Genomic DNA, 20,296 nt, shown 5'->3' with positions numbered 1-20,296 from the left:
GCCTCGATTTTGACTGGCTCAATGCCCATCGGATACCCCGCCTTGGGAGCGGGACAAGTTCGTCCTGCTCGACGGGGACGATTAAGAGACGCAGAAAAGGGGCAGATTCAACAAGGATTTAGCATCATCGTAGTGGGGCGCAGAAAAACAGGGATGAGCGTAGATTGCGACCTGTATCAGCCGTCGACGCTGCGACGCTTACGCCGGGGATTTGATGGTTAGGCCAATACAACCTTGCGGTTCGGTGCTGGCGTTAGGTGGAAGCGGCGCAACTTGATTCCGAGTTCTGCTAAGCAGAGATCCATCCCCTCTGGCAGGTCCCCTTCTGGCAGGACCAGTGTCCGATTGACTTCTGCGCCTTCGCGGACTGAGTGGGCTAAGAGTTGACCGATACCTGTGTAGAGAGACTGGCGCCCGCAGTCCGTTTTGACCTCATAAATTTCGGTCATCCTGCTTCCGATTTTCACCATGAGGTCGACAAGCAGACTGTTTACGACCACTTCATTTTTTGCGGCCATTGCCTGGCGTTCATCACGAAGCGCCCTCACAACATCGCCGTGGTAAGAAAAATAATCGAACTCGGGGCGTCGCCGTCCTTTCCGGCGGCCTGAAGCTTCATCTCTGAATTTATCCCATTCAGCGATCTTCTTACGAGCAGCGACGTTATCAAGGTCTCCTCGCTTCACGGCGTCCTTGAATTGACGGACGGTGCAGACGAAGGTCCAGATGCGGCCAGCCAGATCGGGATCATCTACCCGACCGATGACGATCCCTGATCTTGGCTCGCCTGTCGTTCGTTCGACATCCTCTAGGACACTGTCTGACCAACTCATGAAAGCACCGCGTCCAACGCCCTTTTTCCCGCCGCCCACGCTTCCATCGTGCATGAGATAGGTGGCGCCCGTTGATGGGTCGTGAGCGAAGAAACCTGCGACAGATGCGGAATTCGTAGTGGTCGGGACGTTAATCTCGACGGTAATCATCTGGGTATGGCGCTCGCTGTCATAGACTCCGAAGGCATTCCAGCGCCTCGGTATTTTGGCATCATTGGCATGCGAGAACGCTGCCCACAAAGTGCCGTCACCGTTGGCATACATAGTTTCGTCGAGATTTCCGCTGGGAAAGCCGATGTTGCGCTTTCCGATGCACTGCAAAGATCTAGTCAGGCCGTCTTCCATAGCCTTCTGGGCTGCGTCTTTCGCCTTTTTGTCTTCCACCAGTACGAGCATGCATCACCAATTTCTGGAATTTCCGGCCATATGAAGCATGAATATATGTGCCGGGCAGCAGAAAATGTCAGGCAACATTTTTGCAGGGGCACTGCCGGCGCGCGTATGTGACGGCATTAACCTTCGTGATGATGTTGTGGGCTTAAAGTCGGATGAGAGGCTGACCACAAACCAAAGGCCATCGCCAGGGTCGGTTTCTTACCCTTCCATCTCTTCCCGCAGCTTCGGCCCAGTCTCCATCCGCCGCGCTAAGGACTCCACAAAGGCCTGATACCGCTTTTTCCCGGTTGTCTGTGCCGCCCGCATTGCCTCGTCGGGCAACGGAGCATTGCTGGTCAGCCAGAACCGCACGAAGATCGCAAACGCTTCATTCGACAGCTCAACATGCCATTCGAGGCGCTCAAGCTGCCGCGATATCCGGTCGAGCCGCTTGGTCAGCACGGCCTCGACCCGTTCCTCCTGGTCAGGAGTGAGCATCGAAGCGAGCGCGGCCTCGAGGACTTCTGTTTGCGACACCCGCCTGGACCGCGCACGCTCCGAAAGCTGTCGCGCCAAGTGGGCATCGATGCGGAACGTCATCTTTTGGCGATCAGGCTTCTTCACAGCTCGATTCCATCGTCTGGATCGAGCGAGGCATTACGCGCATTGCGCCGCATGGCCCGGTCAATGGCCTGCCGGTTCTGTACCGTCTCGTCCGGGGATGTGTCGGCGTCGGGATCGAACGGGTTGAAGGGACGGTCCGGCTCCGGCGCGATATTCTCATGCTCGGGCAGGCCGGGCTCCTGGCGGATACCGCTGGTCTCGGTCTGACTATCGGCCTTCGACTTCATGTTGCGCCTCTTGACGGACGCATTGGGCCTGGTGGTTTTCAAAGCTCCTATCGCTGCGGGCCGTCCATTGGCCTCGGGAGCCTGGAGAAGCTGTTCGGCTTGGATGGGCTCACGGCCAGACCAATCATCTGCAGCAGCTTTCGAGAAATTGGCGTGTACCGGCTTTGGTGGCTCGAGCACACGCATGGTGAATCGCGGGTCTCGGAAATAACGTGCCTTGTGCGCACGGATCGGCGGGATCCCAGCAGCCATCACGACCTCGTCATCTGGGGGCAGTTGCATCACTTCGCCGGGCGTCAGCAAGGCCCGTGCTGTCTCGGAGCGCGAGACCATGAGATGCCCCAGCCATGGTGAAAGCCGGTGCCCTGCATAATTCTTCATGGCCCGCATTTCCGTCGCGGTTCCCAAGGCTTCCGAGATTCGCTTCGCAGTCCGCTCGTCATTGGTCGCAAAACTGACCCTGACGTGACAGTTGTCGAGGATGGCATTGTTCTGGCCGTAAGCCTTCTCGATCTGGTTCAATGACTGCGCGATCAGGAACGCCTTGATCCCGTAGCCCGCCATGAAGGCAAGTGCGCTCTCGAAGAAATCGAGCCGTCCGAGCGCCGGAAACTCGTCGAGCATGAGAAGCAGACTCTGCGGACGATTGCCGGGATTGAGGTCTTCGGTCAGGCGTCGGCCGATCTGGTTGAGGAGCAGCCGGATGAGCGGCTTGGTCCGGCTGATGTCACCGGGCGGAATGACGAGATACAGCGAGGTCGGATGCTGACCGGCCATAAGGTCTGCGATGCGCCAATGCGACGCGCTGGTGACCTTCGCCACCACCGGATCGCGGTAGAGCCCAAGGAACGACATCGCGGTCGACAGCACGCCGGACCGCTCATTGTCCGATTTGTTGAGCAGTTCCTGCGCCGCTGCCGCCACGACGGGGTGGACACCCTTTTCACCAAGATGCCGGGTGGCTTTCATCCGGTGCAGCGTCGTTTCGATCCCGCAGCGCGGATCAGACAGGAACGCGGCGACCCCGGCGAGCGATTTGTCCTTTTCGGCATAGAGCACGTGAAGGATCGCGCCGACAAGCAAAGCATGGCTGGTCTTTTCCCAGTGGTTGCGCTTTTCAAGGCTGCCTTCAGGATCGACCAGCACGTCGGCGACATTCTGCACATCGCGCACTTCCCATTCGCCGCGCCGGACCTCGAGCAGAGGATTGTAAGCGGCGGAAGCGGGATTGGTCGGATCGAACAGTAGAACGCGGCCATGGCGAGCGCGAAAGCCTGCCGTGAGCTGCCAGTTCTCGCCCTTGATGTCGTGAATGATCGCCGATCCGGGCCAGGTCAGCAGCGTTGGAACGACCAGGCCCACACCTTTGCCTGACCGTGTCGGTGCGAAGCAGAGGACATGCTCAGGCCCGTCATGCCGGAGATAGGTGTCCGCGAAGCGTCCGAGTACCACACCAGCATCTCCGAGCATGCCCGCCTTGCGGATTTCGCGCTCATTGGCCCACCGCGCCGAGCCATAGGTTTCGGCCTTCCGGCGTTCGCGGGCACGCCAGACAGACATGGCGATAGCGACCATGAAGGACAGAAATCCGCCTGATACTGCAATGAGGGCACCGCGCTCGAATACTGACGGCGCATAGGCATCGAATGCGAACCACCACCAGAAGAAGGCCGGTGGCGGATAGACGGGGGAAGCGCCGATCCAAAACCACGGCTGTCCCAGTTCCGGCTGATAGCCGAGCGCGGCAGCGGTCCACTGGGTCGCGCTCCAGATGGTGAAGAGGATAATCGCGAACACGGCCAATATCTGGCCCCAGAGAATCTTGTCATTCATGGGATTTTGTCCTCTCGGAATTGGTGCATCACAGGCCGATCCCCCGCCCGCGACCCAAGCTCCAATCGACTGTCCCGCCGGGCGACATCGTGCCTGTGATGTGTTGCCCAAGGTGCGTGTCGAGCGCTGGGCGCCACGGCACGAGCTGGAAGCTCATACCGTCGTCGATCCTCGCGAAGCGCCCGGACGATAGTGTCAGGCGCTCGCGATAGATCCCGCTGACGTATTCGCCCGAAGACGACGATTTGTGCTCAAGCCCGGTCCGCGCAGCGATCGCTTGCGCGGTCGACGCAAGCTCTTCGTTCCGGAGCGTGCCGATAAGGTCCTGTGCGAGGATCAACCTCTGTCCCTGCCGCCGGGCAAGACCCTTCGCTTCGAGATGGTGCGCGCGGGCCTCCATCGCGTTGCGCACTTCGAGTCCGAAGCCATTGCCTGTGGTTACCGGTTCGCGCGCGACGATCTGGCGATCGAGCCATGTTGCGCCTGGCGAAGTGATCTGGTCCGCAAGGGGCACGTCCGAACGTGTTGCCAGCGAGAGCCGTGTCTGGCCTTTGGCGTCCTCCCATGATCTGAGCTCGACGATTGCTCCCGGCCTCGCATCGCCGGTCATGTCCATGTCGTCGAAGCGCAAGTGATGCGTACGGCCATCGGTGCCGTCGACGATGGCATAGGCGCTGCCTGCCAGTTCATCCTGGAGGCCGCGCTCAACGAGCCGCCCGACGATGGGGTCACTGGGCGTCTTTGAGTGCAGAGCCAGTGCAGCTGGATCGAAGCGTCCGCCGTCCCGGGTCATGGCGCGGTGCATGGTCTTGATGATGTCGTTGCGGACCGAAAGATCGCGCAAGGCGCGCTCGGCACCGGGATCAATGGTCCAAACTGCAGGACCTTCGCGGGACGCAAGCCCTAGTTGTTCCAGCTTGGCGGCACGGCCGATGAGCAGACGGCGCATGCCGGGTTCGCCATCGCCCCCTGGGCGAAGGTCGACCCGGCCCGACATGTCCTCGCCGAGCTTTGAGAGCTGGCGGTCAAGACCAGTCCACCGTTCGGCATCGACTTCGCGTTCAAGTGCCGTACGGATATCCAGTTCACTGCGCCGTCCGAGTTCGAGCGTGACGCGCTCCTCGGCTCGGCGGCGCAGTCCATCGCTTATGTAGCCGCGGTCGATGATCAGGTCTGTGCCGTCATCAGCAACGCCGCGGACAAGGATATGAATGTGCGGATTGTCGGTGTTCCAGTGGTCGACCGCCACCCAGTCCAGCCTGGTGCCGAGATCCTTGGCCATGTCGGTCATCAACTCGCGGGTGAATGCCCGCAGGTCCGGCATGTCGCCCGCATCTTCGGGACTGACGATGAAGCGGAAGTGGTGCCGGTCATCCTCGCAACGATCGGCGAAGCCTTCGCGATCACTCTCGTCAGAGCGGGCATCGAACATGGATGCATCGCGTCCGTCGCGGGTCACCCCGTCGCGTTCGAGATAGGAGATATGGCGAGCAAGCGGTGCGGCGCGATAGTGTGCGCCCTTGTGCCGGACGATGCGAGCCAGGACAGTAACCCGTCGCTGACCAGGCGAGCGGTGTCGCATAGCGGCAAGCGCAAGCCGACCTCGGCCCGCTCTGCCAGAGCTTCGGCCTGTTCGCGTCCCACCTCTGCGCAGGCGCGTTTGCCCTGATCGTGCTGCAGCACGGCGGACCTGTGCCGCCAGCTTCTGGCCTCTTTGGCCTGCGCCCTTACCGCTGTCTCTCCCCCATCCCGGCCGGACACGAAATTCACTGTCGTCCCCGCTCATGGTCGGTGTGCCATACTGTTTTGCGTTGAAAACAAAGCCGAATTCGAAGCAGCGTATGGCAGACATGCCTTCATGCCATACGAAATCTGCCAATCATCCCAACCACATAGGACTAGCCTGCTGGCAGCCCTTTTATCTTGCCCTCCAAAACTGACCTGTCTCTCCCACGCCTGCCTCACCGCCAGAACAAGCCCGCACATCGCCGTGACCGTCAGAACTGCGACCGAGAACACCATCACGGCACCCGCGGTGAAAGCGGAATAAACAGGGGGTGCGGAGCCGACTCATCGCGCTGCGAAGAAGCCGCTGTTGGTGCACTGATCGCACGTTCCAGCTGCACCGAAGTTGCATCGGTGATGACTTCTGCGCCGCCATAGTCACGCGCCGCAAACAACGCCGCCTGACGCCAAGATTGCGGAGCTGATGCCGGGATCGCCGCAGTGGCAACAGTACTGGCTATACCAAGGCTTGGGGTGATCTGCGCAACATAGCTGACGGTTTCTGCTGGCAGTCGCCGACGGCCATTTGCATAATCATCAGCACGAGCCGGCCCGGCATTGTAGGCCGCCAGCATCAGGCTGACGTCGCCATATCGGTCCCACATAGCGCGCAGATAGGCTGTCCCGCCGAGAATATTTGCGCGGACATCGAACGGGTCAGATCCAAGCCGGTGGCGCTCGGTGAGCATTGCCCAAGTGCCCGGCATGATCTGCATCAGACCCATGGCGCCTGCTGGCGAGACGGCACGGGAGTTGCCCCGGCTTTCGGCCCGCATGACCGCCCAGATCCAGAGTTCGGGTATACCGAAACGCCGCGAGGCTTCCACGACATGCGGCGCGTAAGGATGGGCCGCGAACTGGTCTGACCCGCTAGCAGACGCTGCCTGCTGGGCGGTCACTGAACTGACACCAAGTGCGAGGCAGAGACCGGGAAGGAGGAGATAGCGGTGCAGATGAAAGGCGATCCGCAATGGATGCCGCCTGCTCGCGGAGCGTGATCGACGATCCATGGCTATCTCCGATCGCGATGTGTTGGACGTGTCCAGAGCAGGTGATACTCATCATGCCGACTCATCGAGCGCAGCAGGTTGGCGCGCAAAGGCTGGACAAAAGCCGGGTCATCGATCTGTACCGCAACATAGGCGCCGGCGCGCTCGCCGGTGCGATCCCATCCCGCACCGATTTCGATACCGGTGTCCGCATCGCCAAGCAGAACGCGCCAGTCGGGCGCATTTTCGCTGTCGTTTGCAGACGCTGGAACAAGTGTCACAACAGCATCAAGCATGAGCGTCCTGATGCGGCCTGCAAAGCCGTCCTGCGTGGATTGAAAGTCGCCGATCATCATGGCTTGATCTCCTGGTTGGTCGTCGGGAAAGGGATGGGTCTGTCCGGCACGCGCCAGCGCAGCGGCTCTCCGGGTGCATTGCGTGTGAGGACGGGGTGCGCGGTGCCAATCAGGCCTGCTGCTGGGAGCACCCCGAAATAGCGCCCATCGAGACTGTCGGGGGCAGGATTGAGGAGGAAGATTTCACCGGCTCGGACGCGATGGCAGCCGCGCCAGACAGGCAGCGCGCGGCCCATGCGGTCCTGCAATTTGGCCACAGCCAATGGCCGTCCATCGATCGTGATGACTGCACCGACGCGGCAGACCTGCTGACCCGGCAAAGCCGCGACATGCTTCATGAGCGGCACACCGGACGGCAGATAGCGGCGGTTGTCGAGGAAACGGGCAATCTCGGCGCTAGGCGCGACAGCGACGAGCTGGTCGAGCGTCACAGGCGCATCGCTATCGATCCGGTAGAGACCGATGGGCGCGCTGGCGCTCGCGTTCCACATCAATCGCGGTCGCGGTGCCAGCACAGCGACTGCGGCAAATCCGGCGCTGAACAGGCATGCCGACAGCAGCGTCGCGTGCAGATAGGGACGGCGGCTCACGCTTCGAGCGCCTTACGGCGAAGCCAGGCTGCATGGCGCTCAGCCGTATAAGCGCGAGCCGGCATTCCGGCGCTCAAGCGGTTGCAGACATGGCGCCAGTGATCGGGTGATGCGTCGCACGGATCGACCCCAGCCGCTTCGACGGCATCGATGGCCTGGAGCACTTGTGCGACCTTGGGCCAGCCTTCGATATGCAACAGGATTTCACCGCCCGGGCGCACGAATGGCAGCGTCGTGTAAGGCTCGCCGGGTTTGACGGCGGTGATGATGTCGATGCTGGAGTAAACCGTTCCGAAGTCGCTCGACAACCAGCGCACAAACGCGAAGGTTGTCCCAGGACGGAAGCCGACGATGCGTGTGCGACGGTTGATGATCCGATCCGTCGCCATGCGGCCGAAGCGGATCCATTGCTCGTAGCGCTTCTCGATCCAGGTCAGTTCCACCTCGGTCAACGCGCTGCGTGGTTGCGGTCTGGATGCAGACCGTTGCAATGCCGGACTGCTCATGATTGCCGTCCCGACCCCGAGCGCAAAGCGGCGGTCCCAAGGCCTGGAAGCGTCGGCGCTGCGCCAGCGTTTTCCACAGGTGGCCGGGCCGTTAGCAAGAATCCGAAGGATTCTGTTCTATTAGCAAAGTTAGAGAGCAGTCGATTTGTCGCGGATTTCTGCGGGTTTCTGGCACTATCGGGTTTCCGATAGGCCGAGGATCGGGTTTCTGATGGGCCGAGTCTGGCGGTTTTCGATAGGCCGAGCGTCATGGCAACTTCTCCACAGGCAAGCCAACGCGCCGGGCCGCAGCGACGAACGAGTCGACGGGAATGGGTTTGAAAATCAGCCGCTCGCGGCCGAAGCTGTGCTCGAGGCTCAAATGGTAGCCCGGAAGCGACTGCTGCCGGACGATCTTGCGCAGCTCGAACGCGAATTGCTTGAGCGGCGAGAGCACGCCTGATTTGAGATGCAGGTGTGGAACGTCGAAGCTCCAGCCACCGCGCTGATGGCCGCCATGCTTGCGCACAATCCGGTAAAGCCAGCGCTCGACGCCGCCAGTCAGGCTGAAATAGGCCCGGTCGATGGTCAGGATCAGCCCTCTGTCCAGCACGCCTTCATAGAACCAGTCAGGCAGGATCATCTCGATGCCGGTCGCCCGGCCACGATCGTCCAGTGTTTCCCGCCATTCGTTGATCCAGGAGAAACGGTGACGGCGACGTTGGTGCTGTTGCCGGATTGAGGTCGCAACGGTGGTGGATTGCAGTCGGTCAAGTGCCGCGCGCAGCCGCTCATAATGGTCTTTGCCAGTCCCGCGCCCGATGAAATTCAGGATTTCGTGCGGTCGAGCTGCAACAAGGCGTGACGTGGGTCTTCCTGCATCGCGGGCCTCGACGAGTTGGCTAGCCGCCCAGATCAGGATGTCGGCGTCCCAGATGGTCGCCATGCCATGCTCCGGCACGGCCTCGACCGAAATCCACGTCGCGCCCATCGTGAAATCGATTGGTGTGCAGCGGCGCGATTTGGCGAGGCTGAAAAAGGGCCACGCCATGAGATCCTGTGCGTCCCGCGCGGCGATATCGCCGCCGATCGGCCGGAACAGCTCCAGTTGCGTGGCGGGCGCAAAGGGCCGCATCAGCGCCGCACCGGTCGAGCGGAGAGACAGATGCCTTTTCCGGGGTCCGACGTCGAATTCCGGCGTCCATTCTGTGCCCAGGCGTCGAGGTCTGCGATGGCATAGACGATCCGGCGCCCCAGCTTATGAAAGGCGGGCCCTGTCCCATAGCACCGATGCTTCTCCAGCGTGCGAGCGGAAAGCCCAAGGTGAACGGCAGCGTCTGGTGTTCGAACGTAGCGCGGAACGACGGGTACAAATTCTCCATCCATGACTGTCCTCCTGTGAAGTGCCGGACACACGGGGATTGACCGGCGAGCAGGAGGCGAGAGATCGGATTTTCAGGGGATTGGGTGAACGGACATACCGCGACGGTCTGGATTGTCCCGATCAGTTGCCGTTCAGCAGGCGGCGGTAGCCGCCGTCGCGGACTGCGAGCGCGTGGCGGTGCCAGCGTGCAATCCGCTTGCGCTCGCTTGAGCTATCCCATTCAGCTGCGGAGTAGTGGCGCGCGTCGTTGGCAATCAGGTCAACTGCGAGTTCGCGTGCGCTGACACCTTCAGGCAAGGCATCGAGCAACCTCAACCATTGCACCAAACGCCAGCGTTCGGATGGCCCAGGGTCGAGAGAAACTGGTCGCGGACGCAGCCGACCAAAGTGAATATGCTCATGGAAAGCTGACATGGCAGCCCGGCGCAGTTCCCAGAACGTGTCCGCAGGCAGCATATAGGTGAGCGGGTCAGTGTCGGATGCTCCTGTTGGGACGGTCAAGCGATAGCGTCGTCCGCTAGACGTCAGCACCAGATGTGATGCTTGATCAGCAATATGGCTGGCGATGACCGTCGCACCTTTGCCAGCGGAAAGCATATTGAAGCTGCCGGTCGTGGCTGGATCCGGTTGCAGCCGGATGATTGTAGCGGATGCGAAAGGGTCCCAGATGGCGGGGCTTTGCGTGGCGGTATGTTCAGGGTCGGCCGCGAAAGACCAACCCCCAGTGCTTGGCCAGACGTTTGCGCGCTATGGGCGCTGCGTCGATGGCACGAGCATATTGGGCACGATAATCGGGATTGCGGCGCAGGAATTCCTGCGCGAAGTCCGCACGGTCGTGTGCTTCAAAGGCTTTGGCGTAACTCTCCGAACGCCAGTCGGGCTTCTCTTCCATCACAGCTCTCCTGTGAGGTTTTTTGGAGTCGGACGATCATGTTACCGGCAAGCTCCGAGAAGTGCCGGAGTCAGTGGCACGCTATCAGCGCGAAATGCACAATCGATTGCGCCACAATCGTGGAAAGTCGGGAGTTTAGTTTGTGCGAGGATCCAGCAAATGACGGTATCCGCTCTGTGTCATCCATTTGGCACGAGCGAGGTGGCCGTCGTAAACCAGCTTGGCCCGCTCGGGCTCCTTTTTGGGATCGATGGCGAAGATGATCGCTACCGCCTCTTCCCAGTGCGCACCCTCTTTTTCGGCGTCCAGCAGACGCAAATAGGTCACGAGGTGGCGCTCGTCATAAGCGCTTAGCCGGTCCATCTGCGGTGGTTGATCTTCGAAGTCAGGAGCCGACATGGGTCCCTCCTAAGTGTGGAGCCATAATAGTCGCGTTAACGCCGCAACACGAGTGGTGAAGCAGGCCACATTTCCCCCTAAATCCGTAGGGCATTATGCGCTTTCCCGCATAAGCTGAGACGGATTGTGGTTGCGCAACCACTTGCGAAGAACAAGCTTCTGCTTTCTGTCGTTGAAAAATTGTAAAGTTGGAACGTCGAATCTGCGAACGGGCGCTATTGTGCGGTCACTGTTCGCGAGTCTTGTCGAAGAATCGGGCCGGATCGACGACAAGTTCCTCTGCCAGTCGTTCAACCGTGTCGAGCGTGGGCGAATTTGCTGCGCGTTCAAGCAGGCCGACATAGTTGCGGTTGAGCCCAGCACGATGCGCCAATTCCTCCTGCGAAAGCCCACTGGCGTGACGCATTCGCCTTAAATTCGTCGCAAAAATCTCCCGAAGCTTCATGCTCCGTGGGTCGGCGGAACCCTAATATACTGCCACCCAATATACTAGGGATTCGTCATCGCCCGGTGTTGCCCGGGCGATGACTTGGCCGGGTCAGCTTTCGCTGCGTCGTGCGGGGCGGTTCCAGACCAGATCGTAGCTGCCGTCTTCAGCTTCGAAGAGCTGGGCGAAGATGGGGGCTACGAAGCTCGGATCATCGAGCTTGATCGAGAGGTAGTGCCGGTCATCCTGGGTGCGCTTTTCCCATGCCGCGCCGATTTCGACGTCGCCGACAAATACGCGGTGGCTGGGAGCATTCGAGCTGGCGCCTTCTTCTGCTGCGATACGGACCGACTTGGCCTGCAGTGCGAGAGTGGCGATCTGGCCACGGAATTCTCCCGAGACCTTCTTGAAATTGCCGATCTTTGCCATGGGTATTTCCTTTCCGTTGGTCGGACCGCTCCAGTGCGGCCTCGATGCGCGGATGAAGGTCAGCCAGTGGCAGGCGCCGCAGCGTCAGCCCGCAGCGTCAGCGAAGGACGGGGTGATCGGTCTTTCTTGTCTCGCGAGGAACGGCGGAACGCCGGGGGAAGAAAGTCCGAAACACACCGTTGCGGCAAGCCTGCCAAGCGTAGCATCTTGCTGACATAGGCGCGGATCGAAGGAGGCCGTCCTAGAGCTGTCCGTCTGGAAATGAAGCCCGGTGCGCAGTTCGCGAGGTCAATCGTCGGGAGGGCCGGTCCAGAGGAAGCTCGAACCTGGTCAGTCGATGACGCTGCAGGAGGCAATCGCCCTGACCACGCCGTCCTGCTATTCGTTTCCGACGAATGCAGCGCTATCGGGGATAGCTTCCATCTGATCGGTCGGTAGCTGAGGCCATGTCGAACAGATCGCTGCCACTCATTACGTTTCGCCAGGCGGAGATGGATGTGGCGACAGCCGCGATCGTTCCGAGAATCGCCAATGCGGGATCGCTGCTCGTCGCTAGTGAAGCCAGGCCGTGGGCAGCTTGATAGCCGGCGAAGGCGGCCGGCACCGCAAAGAGCAGCGCAATTCCAAGCCGAACCGAGGGTGATCGGATATAGGCGATCAGAAATCGGCCGATAAGCAGGGTAGCGATTCCAGCGAAAAAGCCAGTCAGAATTGCCGCAGGATAACCGTGCGCGCCGCGAAGCAGGGCAAAGCTCGTACCGATGGCGACGTAGACTGGCAGCGCCAGGCTGGCGAGCCGGAACAGGAGCGAGAGCATGTAAAGGCCGGCGATGCTCCCGAGGATGAGAAGAATGGTCATAGGCGTCCCTTGTCTGGACGCGCTCGCCACCACCACCTCAGCGCAATCTGCGCGGCAAGATTAGCACAATGAATCTCGGTTCGAAACGTCCGAGTGTCCCTGAAGTCAGCGGGCGAAAGGGTCATATTCGCGCACGACCTGATCGGGGTCGCCGTCAAATTCGTCGGCAGGGATGACAAAATAGCCCTGACCGGTCTTGATCAGGACGATAACCGTCATCAGCGTCCGGGAAAGGTTCAAGCCAAGTGATTGTGCGGTTGCAAGTGGCATGATGCGGCTCCTGTCGAGGAGCGGGACCACCCCGCTCGACAGTCGCCCCAAGGGCCGGGGGCTGGCCGCAATCACCGCGGCTCGGCTGCGGCCGCACGCGCTAGCGTAGCGGACCCTTCACGGGTTGATTGAAGGAGGACAGGCTTCGAGCCCAGGGATCAGCGGCTAATGCGAGTGGTTGGTCATGCCCGGGTGCAGGCAATTCGCGTAACCGGCGCCCCAACAAGATTGGCCTGTCCCGACCACCGGTCGTGTGATTATCGATGTTATTGATTGGGCTGGCTGGGACGTGAGCACGCCTGAATTGTCCCAAGCTGGAATTGCACTGGTGACAATGTGGTGACAATCCCGGGGGAATTGACTGTTGTCACCAAGCCCTCGCGAGCTTCGCGAGGTTCAAACAATTGGTTTTCTGGGAGAAAACTGGAGCGGGCGAAGGGATTCGAACCCTCGACCCCAACCTTGGCAAGGTTGTGCTCTACCCCTGAGCTACGCCCGCTCTGGCGTTCCGAACCGGCGGACCGGCTGGGGTGAGGCGGGCTATTAGACGGGGGTTTCGGGTCGCGCAACCCCTAAATGAACTCTTTTCTGTTTTGCCTGTGATGCCCACATAGGGGCGGCTGTCACAGGATAAGGAATCGACGCTTGGCCACGCTAGGACTGACCGCCCCGGAAAAGGATGCCGTGGAAGCGTTCCGCCGCGACGTCGTCGAACCATCGATGACCAGCCTCGTCATCATCGATTTCTGGGCGGAATGGTGCGGGCCGTGCAAGGCGCTGACCCCGATCCTCGAAAAGGTGGCGGAGGCCTATGCCGACAAGGGCGTGGTGCTGGCCAAGATCGACACCGACAAGAATCAGTTCATCGCCTCGCAATTCCAGATCCGGTCGATCCCGACCGTCTATGCGATGTTCCAGGGGCAGCTGGTCGCCGACCTGACCTCTGCCCGCACCGAAAGCCAGCTCAAGCAGATGCTCGACCAGCTGCTGCGCCAGCTGCCGGTGCAGCCGGGTGCAGCGGCCGGGCCGGATATCGAACCGCTGATCGCGATGGGCGATGCGGCGCTGGGCGAGGGCGACGGGGCGCGCGCGCTGTCGATCTTCGACCAGATTGCCGAAATGGTGCCGGAGAACGCCGCCGTCGCCGCTGGCCGGGTCCGGGCGCTGATGGCGCTGGGCGAGCATGACGCGGCGCAGGCGGCGCTGGACGCGCTGTCCGACGATGCCGCGAAGCAGCCGGGCATCGAACAGGTCCGCGCCGCGCTGGCGCTCGCCCGCGATGCGCAGCCGGTCGACGATCTCGCCGCGCTGAAGGCCGAGGTGGAGGCGAACCCGGACGATCACGATGCGCGCTTCCGGCTGGCCGGCGGGCAGATGGCGGCGGGCGACCGCAACGGTGCCGCCGAATCGCTGCTGAAGATCGTCGCCGCCGACCGGGCGTGGAACGACGATGCCGCGCGGCAGCAGCTGCTCAAGCTGTTCGAGGCGGTCGGGCTGGAGGACCCGTGGGTGTCGCAGCAGCGGCGCAAGCTCTCGGCGATCCTGTTCGGATGAGCGGCCGCGTCTCCGTCTTCCCGCTGGCGGGGGCGCTGCTGTTTCCGAACATGCATTTGCCGCTGCACATCTTCGAGCCGCGCTACCGGGCAATGGTGTCGGACGCGCTGGCGCGCGACCGGCGCATCGGCATGATCCAGCCGCGCCCGGTCGGCGGCGACACGGACAGGCCGCCGCTGTTCGATATCGGCTGCATCGGGCAGATCGTCGATGTCGAGGCGCATGCCGATGGCCGTTACGACATCGTGCTGCGCGGGCTGTCGCGTTTCCGCGTGGTGCGCGAACTCGACGTGACCACCGCGTTTCGACAGGTGGAGGCGGAGGTGCTGCCGGTGATCGGCGATACCACGCTGGGGCTGGCCGAGCGTGCGTCGCTGGAAATCGAATCGCGGCGCTTCGCCGACCGGCTGGGCTATGCGGTCGACTGGGAATCGGTCGGGCGGCTGGACGACGAAAGCCTGGTCAACGGCATCGCGCAGATCGCACCGTTCGACGTGGCGGCGAAACAGGCGTTGCTCGAAGTCGACGAACTGTCGGCGCGGGCGGAACTGATCGTGCAACTCATGCAATTCTTCGGTCGGCATGGCGATGACGAAGAGGCGACGCTGCAATGACGCAAACGCAGGAAAAGGCGATCGACCCGTGGCTGTTGTCGATCCTGGTCTGTCCGGTGACGCGCACGCCGCTGACGCATGATGCGCAGGCGGGCGAACTGGTCTCCGATGCCGCCGGCCTCGCCTTTCCGATTCGCGACGGCGTGCCGGTGCTGCTGGTCGAAGCGGCACGGCCGCTGTGAGCCGCGACCTGACGGGCAAGTGGAGCGGTATCTTCAACTATCCGCACACCAACCCGCCGACGGCGTTCGAGGCCGATATCGCCGATCTGGGCGGGTCGATCGTCGGCACGATCCATGAACCCGACCTGCATTCGGTGCCCCCCGGCGCGCTGATCGCTGCGGCGATCGACGGGCACCGCGACGGGGCCAGCGTGCGCTTTAGCAAATTCTACGACGATCGCGGGACGGAGGGCTATGGCGACATGGTCGTCTATGCCGGCGTGCTGAGCGACGATGGCTGCGAGATCAGCGGGCGGTGGGACATACCCGGCGTCTGGTCGGGCAGCTTCCTGATGATCCGCCCCGCGACCGAGCCGGTGGCGGTGGAGGAGACGGCCGAGGCGACCCGCGACGGGTCGGCTTGAGGGCAGGGCATGGCGCTGCTGCATCGCTTGCTGGGGCGCGCGGCGCGGATCGTCTGGCGAGTCACCCGGCCCCGGACGATCGGGGTGCGTGCGGTGCTGCTCGATCCCGCCGGTGCCCGGGTCGCACTGGTGCGGCATACTTATATCGACGGCTGGTATCTGCCCGGCGGCGGCGTGAAGAAGGGGGAGGGCGTCACCCAAGCGCTGCACCGCGAACTGGCGGAGGAGGTGGCGGTCACCGGTGCGACGGTCGAGCGGGTGCTGGGCGTCTATCACAACCGGCGTGAGGGCAAGGACGATCATGTCGTCGTCTATGTCGCGCGGGCGGGGAGCGACGCGCTGCACGGCGCGGATGCGCTGGAAGTCGCCGAAGTCGGGTGGTTCGCGCTCGACGCGCTGCCCGAAAGCACGACGCCGGCGACGCGGCGGCGGATTGGGGAGTTTCGGGACGGTGCGACCGGCAGCGGTGCATGGTAGCGGGGGACCGCTACCCCCGGATCGCGAGGACCAGCGCGGCGAGCAGCGCCAGCACGGTCGGGTAGAAGGTCAACGCGAAGCCGAAGGCGCGGGCGGCGGCTCCCCTACGATACCCGGCCCAGAAGCCTGCGCGCCCGACCGAAAAGCACAAGGCCAGCACCGCGATCGGCACGGCCGACCGATCGGTGGCGAGCGTCAATGCGGCATAGGCGATCGCCGCCAACACCGACTGTTCCAGCGTGTTCTGCGCGATGGCGCGACCATGGGCCACCGCGGGATCGGCATCGCCGCCGTCTATCGACAGGGTTGAAAGGAACCGGATGCGCGCGACGTTGCCGATCGCCGCGACACTCCACAGTCCGACAACGGCGAGGGTGACCGCCAATATTCGCAAGCGGTCCGCCAGGACATGGCCCGGATCGAACCGGAACGCCGCCAGCAGCGCGACGATGCCGACCCCCGCTGCACCCGCCATCCCGCGCGCGACCCCGCGCTGGACGGCGGACAGGGTCACGCGGGGATGCCCTGCAACAGCTTGGGCAGCTTGCCCGTCTCGCCGCGCGCTTCGGCCATGAACGCGGCTTTCAGCGGCGGGATCGAATCGACCGCCGACAGGCCGAAGCGCCGCACCGCACTCGCCGTCTTGCCGGGAATGCCGAACAGGCGGGTCAGCCCGTCGGTCGCCAGCGCCACCGCGAAGGTGTCCAGCCCGCGCCACCGTTGGTAGCGCTCCAGCAGATAGGGATCGCCGAGGTCCAGCCCGGTGCGCTTGCCCTCGACCAGCACCTCGGTCAGCGCCGCCACGTCGCGCAGGCCGAGGTTCAGCCCCTGTCCGGCAATCGGATGGATGCCATGCGCGGCGTCACCGACCAGCACCAGCCGGTCGGCGGTGATCCTGGCGGCATGGTGGAAGCCCAGGGGATAGCTCGACCGTGCCGACAGGTTCGACAGCTGGCCCAGGAACCCGCCCATCTTCTTCGATGCTTCGGCAAGGAAGGCGCGGTCGGACAGCTTCAGCATTGCCGGCCGATCCTTCGCATCGACCGTCCACACGATCGCCGAGCGATGGCCGTGCGCATCATCCTTCAGCGGCAGGATCGCGAACGGGCCGGCGGGGTAGAAGATCTCGTACGCGATATTCTCGTGCGGCACTTCGTGACCCAGCGTCGTGATGATCGCGGCATGGTCGTAGCTCCAGCGCGCGACGCGGATGCCCGCCGCCTCGCGCGTCGGCGAATTGCGGCCTTCGGCGGCGATCAGCAGCGGCGCGGTGAGCGTATCGCCGCCGGCGGTCGTCACCGTCACGCCATGCGCTTCGCGTCGGACGTCGATCGCGCGATCCTTGTACCGCAGGTCGACATGGGGCGACGCGACGGCGGCGTCGTAGATCGCCTGCCGCAACCGCTTGTTTTCGTACATCACGCCGACCGGATCGTCGGCGGCGTCGGGGATGAAATCGAGCTTGCCCGGTGCCAGCCCGTCGGTCGCGCGAATCGCCGCGATCGGGCAGCCTTCGTCGCCCAGCCCCGGCGCGATGCCGATCGCTTCGAACATGCGGTGCGTCGCGCTGGCGATGGCGGAGGCACGCCCGTCGAAGCCCGGCGCCAGCGTCACCGCCGGATCGGCCGGATCGAGGATGATCGAGGTCAGCCCGTGGACGCCCAGCGCCACGCCCAGCGTGCTGCCGACCAGCCCGCCGCCCAGGATGATGACGTCCGCCTGTGCCATGAAACCCGTCCCATCCGTAAAGTCGTTTCGTCCGAGTGGACTTAGGGTCTGGCGCGGCGCACCGCAACGCCGCCTTGACGGCGTGGCCCCGCGCGGCGCACATCGGGGCAGTATCGAACAAGGGTGGAACGAATGGCGACCAACGCGCAGCCGATGTTGTGGCGCGACGCGATGAAGGCGGGTGCGAAGCGCAGCGGGGCGATGATCGGCGCGACGTTGCTGTTCGTCGCCATGATCGTGATCGCCGTCGCGCTTGCCAGCTATTCGCCGGCCGACCCCTCGTTCAGCACGGCGGCGGGCGGGCCGGTCGCGAACAAGCTGGGGTCGGGCGGCGCGATGCTGGCCGACCTGCTGCTCACCCTGTTCGGTGTGGCCGTAGCGATGCTGCTGCCGCTGGGGCTGATCGTCAGCGTCCGGCTGTGGCGCGATGTGCCGGTGGGACCATGGCCGCGCATGGTGCGCGACTGCCTGATCGGCGTGCTCGCCATGGGCACCATGCTGGCGTTCGTGTCGGGCGAGGCGATCCTGTCGCTGCCCGCCGGCTATGGCGGGGTGATCGGATGGAGCATCGCGCAGGCGGTGCAGGGCCTGATCCACCTGATCGGCGTGCCGGTGGCGGAGCTGTGGACGATCCGCGTCGTGGCGCTGGCCACCGGGCTGTTCGGCGTGTGGCGCTGGGCCAAGGGGCTGACGATCGACATTCCCGACGGCACCTTCCGCATGCCGAAGTTCGAACGCCGCGCCCGCGTCGGCGCGGACGAGGGCGACGTGCTGGTCGAGGACGACGACCTACCGTTCGACCCGGCGCCCCGCGCGCCGCTGCTCGCCGATGACGAGGAGGACGACGACGTTCCCGCCCGGCCGCAGCCGCGCCGCGTCGCACAGGCAGACGACCGCGCCCCGCCGGTCATCGCCGAGCGTGCGGCCTCGCCCGCACTCGCCAGCGCGCCGAAGCCCGCCAGCAGCGAGGGCCGCGACAATTTCGCGCTGCCGTCGATCGATCTGCTCGCCCCCCCGCCCGAATCGACCGGCCCCGCGATCGACAAGGCGGCGCTGGAGCGCAATTCGCGCCTGCTCGAAAGCGTGCTCGACGACTTCAACGTGAAGGGGCAGGTGGTGAAGGTCGCGCCCGGCCCGGTCGTCACCATGTACGAACTGGAGCCGGAACCGGGCATCCGCGCCAGCCGCGTGATCCAGCTGGCCGACGATATCGCGCGCAACATGTCGGCGATCTCCGCCCGCGTCGCGACGATTCCCGGCCGCACGGTGATCGGCATCGAACTGCCCAACCAGCGGCGCGAAATGGTGTCGTTGCGCGAACTGATCGCCAGCCAGGCGTTCGCCGACCAGAATGCGCAGCTCCCCATCGTGCTGGGCAAGAATATCGCCGGCGATCCGGTCGTCGCCGATTTGGCCCCCATGCCGCATCTGCTGGTCGCCGGTACTACGGGATCGGGCAAGTCGGTCGGGCTGAACTGCATGATCCTGTCGCTGCTCTACCGGCTGACCCCGGACCAGTGCCGCATGATCATGATCGACCCGAAGATGCTGGAACTCAGCATGTATCGCGGCATCCCGCACCTCCTCGCCGATGTCGTCACCGACCCGCCCAAGGCGGTCCGCGCGCTGAAATGGGCGGTCGAGCAGATGGAGGACCGCTATCGCATGATGGCGTCGATCAACGTCCGCAGCCTCGCCAGCTTCAACGACAAGGTCCGCGCCTCGCTGGCCAAGGGGCAGAAGCTCGGCCGGAAGGTGCAGACCGGCTATGACGCCGACACCGGCACGCCGATCTATGAGGAAGAGACGCTCGACCTGACGCCGCTGCCGCAGATCGTGGTGATCGTCGACGAGTTGGCCGACCTGATGATGACCGCGGGCAAGGAAGTCGAGTTCCTGATCCAGCGCCTGGCACAAAAGGCACGCGCGGCGGGCATCCACCTGATCATGGCGACGCAGCGGCCCTCGGTCGACGTCATCACCGGCGTCATCAAGGCCAATTTGCCGACGCGCATCAGCTTCCACGTCACTTCCAAGATCGATTCGCGCACCATCCTGGGCGAACAGGGCGCCGAACAGCTGCTGGGCCGGGGCGACATGCTCTACATGCCGGGCGGCAAGGCGCTGGCCCGCGTCCACGGGCCGTTCGTCAGCGATGACGAGGTGCAGGCGGTGTCCGACTTCTGGCGCTCGCAGGGCGCGCCCGATTATATCGACGCAGTGGTCAACGAGCCGGAGGGCGATGCCGGCTTCAGCCTCAACGGTGCGCCGACCGGCGACGATTCGCCGGAGGAACAGACCTTCCGCCAGGCATGTCAGCTGGTGGCGGAGAGCCAGAAGGCGTCAACCAGCTGGCTCCAGCGCCAGCTGCGCGTCGGGTACAACTCGGCGGCGCGGCTGATCGAGCGGATGGAGAAGGAAGGGCTGGTCTCGCGGCCGGACCATGTCGGCCGGCGCGAGGTACTGATGGACCCGGACGGGCGGCCGACGGGGTAATTCGGGGCATCCCCTTCTCCCTTCCGTTTGCTTCGAGCGCAGGTTCGAGCCTGTCGAGAACCGTAGTCGAGAAGGCGTTGCCTC

General features: G+C 63.5%; 25 protein-coding genes and 1 tRNA gene. 6 read left to right on the top strand and 20 right to left on the bottom strand.

The annotated features are described in order from the left end of the window. Positions 1-218: 218 nt before the first annotated feature. From AVT10_RS18240 to AVT10_RS10530, 18 genes are all read right to left on the bottom strand, one after another. The gene (locus AVT10_RS18240) at positions 219-1,229 is read right to left on the bottom strand and encodes a hypothetical protein (protein ID WP_157092744.1); all 1,011 of its coding nucleotides are present in this window, start codon (positions 1,227-1,229) and stop codon (positions 219-221) included. A 198-nt stretch (positions 1,230-1,427) separates the two neighbouring features. Next, complete coding sequence (locus tag AVT10_RS10590) at positions 1,428-1,808, bottom strand: CopG family transcriptional regulator (protein WP_157092747.1); 381 nt, start codon at positions 1,806-1,808, stop codon at positions 1,428-1,430. A gap of 20 nt (positions 1,809-1,828) precedes the next feature. Next, positions 1,829-3,892 (bottom strand): conjugal transfer protein TraG, encoded by a 2,064-nt coding sequence (locus tag AVT10_RS10585; protein ID WP_066690768.1) that lies wholly within the window; start codon positions 3,890-3,892, stop codon positions 1,829-1,831. A 28-nt stretch (positions 3,893-3,920) separates the two neighbouring features. Beyond that, complete coding sequence (locus tag AVT10_RS10580) at positions 3,921-5,678, bottom strand: relaxase/mobilization nuclease domain-containing protein (protein WP_066690915.1); 1,758 nt, start codon at positions 5,676-5,678, stop codon at positions 3,921-3,923. Positions 5,679-5,913: 235 nt separating this feature from the next. Then, positions 5,914-6,576, bottom strand: a complete 663-nt coding sequence (locus tag AVT10_RS17810; RefSeq protein WP_232307970.1) for a lytic transglycosylase domain-containing protein — start codon at positions 6,574-6,576, stop codon at positions 5,914-5,916. Between the two features lie 113 nt (positions 6,577-6,689). Further along, a complete protein-coding gene (locus AVT10_RS10575) occupies positions 6,690-7,022 on the bottom strand; it encodes a DUF736 domain-containing protein (protein ID WP_066690766.1) in 333 nt (110 codons plus the stop codon). After that, positions 7,019-7,612, bottom strand: coding sequence for a S26 family signal peptidase (locus AVT10_RS10570; protein WP_066690764.1), 594 nt, complete (start codon positions 7,610-7,612; stop codon positions 7,019-7,021). Before AVT10_RS10570 ends, AVT10_RS10575 begins: the two co-directional genes overlap by 4 nt. Beyond that, the gene (locus tag AVT10_RS10565; RefSeq protein ID WP_066114786.1) at positions 7,609-8,118 is read right to left on the bottom strand and encodes a DUF2840 domain-containing protein; all 510 of its coding nucleotides are present in this window, start codon (positions 8,116-8,118) and stop codon (positions 7,609-7,611) included. Before AVT10_RS10565 ends, AVT10_RS10570 begins: the two co-directional genes overlap by 4 nt. Before the next feature lie 247 nt (positions 8,119-8,365). Then, positions 8,366-9,232 carry a replication initiator protein A gene (locus AVT10_RS10560; RefSeq protein ID WP_066114784.1) on the bottom strand — a complete coding sequence of 289 codons (867 nt, stop codon included), beginning with the start codon at positions 9,230-9,232 and terminating at the stop codon, positions 8,366-8,368. Next, positions 9,232-9,483, bottom strand: coding sequence for a helix-turn-helix transcriptional regulator (locus AVT10_RS17805; RefSeq protein ID WP_081097054.1), 252 nt, complete (start codon positions 9,481-9,483; stop codon positions 9,232-9,234). The genes AVT10_RS10560 and AVT10_RS17805 overlap by 1 nt, the downstream gene beginning before the upstream one ends. A gap of 118 nt (positions 9,484-9,601) precedes the next feature. Next, complete coding sequence (locus tag AVT10_RS17800) at positions 9,602-10,078, bottom strand: DUF2285 domain-containing protein (RefSeq protein ID WP_073976631.1); 477 nt, start codon at positions 10,076-10,078, stop codon at positions 9,602-9,604. A 97-nt stretch (positions 10,079-10,175) separates the two neighbouring features. Further along, positions 10,176-10,373: a transcriptional regulator domain-containing protein gene (locus AVT10_RS17795; protein WP_066114780.1), complete on the bottom strand. Its 198-nt coding sequence runs from the start codon at positions 10,371-10,373 to the stop codon at positions 10,176-10,178. 135 nt (positions 10,374-10,508) lie between these two features. Next, the gene (locus tag AVT10_RS10555; protein WP_066114778.1) at positions 10,509-10,772 is read right to left on the bottom strand and encodes a DNA -binding domain-containing protein; all 264 of its coding nucleotides are present in this window, start codon (positions 10,770-10,772) and stop codon (positions 10,509-10,511) included. A gap of 226 nt (positions 10,773-10,998) precedes the next feature. Further along, a complete protein-coding gene (locus AVT10_RS10550; RefSeq protein WP_066690762.1) occupies positions 10,999-11,217 on the bottom strand; it encodes a helix-turn-helix domain-containing protein in 219 nt (72 codons plus the stop codon). Positions 11,218-11,310: 93 nt separating this feature from the next. Beyond that, positions 11,311-11,628, bottom strand: a complete 318-nt coding sequence (locus tag AVT10_RS10545) for a DUF736 domain-containing protein (protein ID WP_066690759.1) — start codon at positions 11,626-11,628, stop codon at positions 11,311-11,313. 403 nt (positions 11,629-12,031) lie between these two features. Beyond that, positions 12,032-12,487: a hypothetical protein gene (locus tag AVT10_RS10540; protein WP_066117303.1), complete on the bottom strand. Its 456-nt coding sequence runs from the start codon at positions 12,485-12,487 to the stop codon at positions 12,032-12,034. A gap of 105 nt (positions 12,488-12,592) precedes the next feature. After that, positions 12,593-12,757 (bottom strand): hypothetical protein, encoded by a 165-nt coding sequence (locus tag AVT10_RS18570; protein ID WP_165362082.1) that lies wholly within the window; start codon positions 12,755-12,757, stop codon positions 12,593-12,595. A gap of 424 nt (positions 12,758-13,181) precedes the next feature. Then, positions 13,182-13,256: transfer RNA gene (locus AVT10_RS10530), tRNA-Gly, on the bottom strand. Positions 13,257-13,402: 146 nt separating this feature from the next. On the opposite strand from AVT10_RS10530, the gene AVT10_RS10525 reads away from it, so the two are divergent. Genes AVT10_RS10525 through AVT10_RS10505 form a run of 5 tightly spaced genes read left to right on the top strand, consistent with a single transcriptional unit; the run spans position 13,403 to position 15,988 of the window. Next, positions 13,403-14,311 (top strand): tetratricopeptide repeat protein, encoded by a 909-nt coding sequence (locus AVT10_RS10525; protein ID WP_420038504.1) that lies wholly within the window; start codon positions 13,403-13,405, stop codon positions 14,309-14,311. After that, a complete protein-coding gene (locus AVT10_RS10520) occupies positions 14,308-14,925 on the top strand; it encodes an LON peptidase substrate-binding domain-containing protein (RefSeq protein WP_066690753.1) in 618 nt (205 codons plus the stop codon). Before AVT10_RS10525 ends, AVT10_RS10520 begins: the two co-directional genes overlap by 4 nt. Next, positions 14,922-15,107, top strand: a complete 186-nt coding sequence (locus tag AVT10_RS10515) for a Trm112 family protein (RefSeq protein WP_066690743.1) — start codon at positions 14,922-14,924, stop codon at positions 15,105-15,107. The genes AVT10_RS10520 and AVT10_RS10515 overlap by 4 nt, the downstream gene beginning before the upstream one ends. Next, positions 15,104-15,511 carry a hypothetical protein gene (locus tag AVT10_RS10510; RefSeq protein WP_066690740.1) on the top strand — a complete coding sequence of 136 codons (408 nt, stop codon included), beginning with the start codon at positions 15,104-15,106 and terminating at the stop codon, positions 15,509-15,511. The genes AVT10_RS10515 and AVT10_RS10510 overlap by 4 nt, the downstream gene beginning before the upstream one ends. 9 nt (positions 15,512-15,520) lie before the next feature. Beyond that, complete coding sequence (locus tag AVT10_RS10505; RefSeq protein WP_066690737.1) at positions 15,521-15,988, top strand: NUDIX domain-containing protein; 468 nt, start codon at positions 15,521-15,523, stop codon at positions 15,986-15,988. A gap of 10 nt (positions 15,989-15,998) precedes the next feature. Here the strand turns inward: AVT10_RS10505 and AVT10_RS10500 are convergent, their stop codons facing one another. Next, positions 15,999-16,502 (bottom strand): hypothetical protein, encoded by a 504-nt coding sequence (locus AVT10_RS10500; protein ID WP_198158555.1) that lies wholly within the window; start codon positions 16,500-16,502, stop codon positions 15,999-16,001. Further along, a complete protein-coding gene (locus tag AVT10_RS10495; RefSeq protein WP_066690726.1) occupies positions 16,499-17,716 on the bottom strand; it encodes a UbiH/UbiF/VisC/COQ6 family ubiquinone biosynthesis hydroxylase in 1,218 nt (405 codons plus the stop codon). The genes AVT10_RS10500 and AVT10_RS10495 overlap by 4 nt, the downstream gene beginning before the upstream one ends. A 132-nt stretch (positions 17,717-17,848) precedes the next feature. Between AVT10_RS10495 and AVT10_RS10490 the strand changes: the two genes are divergently transcribed. Then, entirely contained in the window at positions 17,849-20,212 is a 2,364-nt protein-coding gene (locus AVT10_RS10490) for a DNA translocase FtsK (RefSeq protein WP_066690725.1), read from the top strand. Positions 20,213-20,296: the final 84 nt, after the last annotated feature.

The organism is Sphingomonas hankookensis (assembly GCF_001619955.1).
Lineage (GTDB): Bacteria > Pseudomonadota > Alphaproteobacteria > Sphingomonadales > Sphingomonadaceae > Sphingomonas > Sphingomonas hankookensis_A.
The sequence above is the reverse complement of the archived record's forward strand: the minus strand, read 5'-3'. Positions and strand labels throughout refer to the sequence as shown.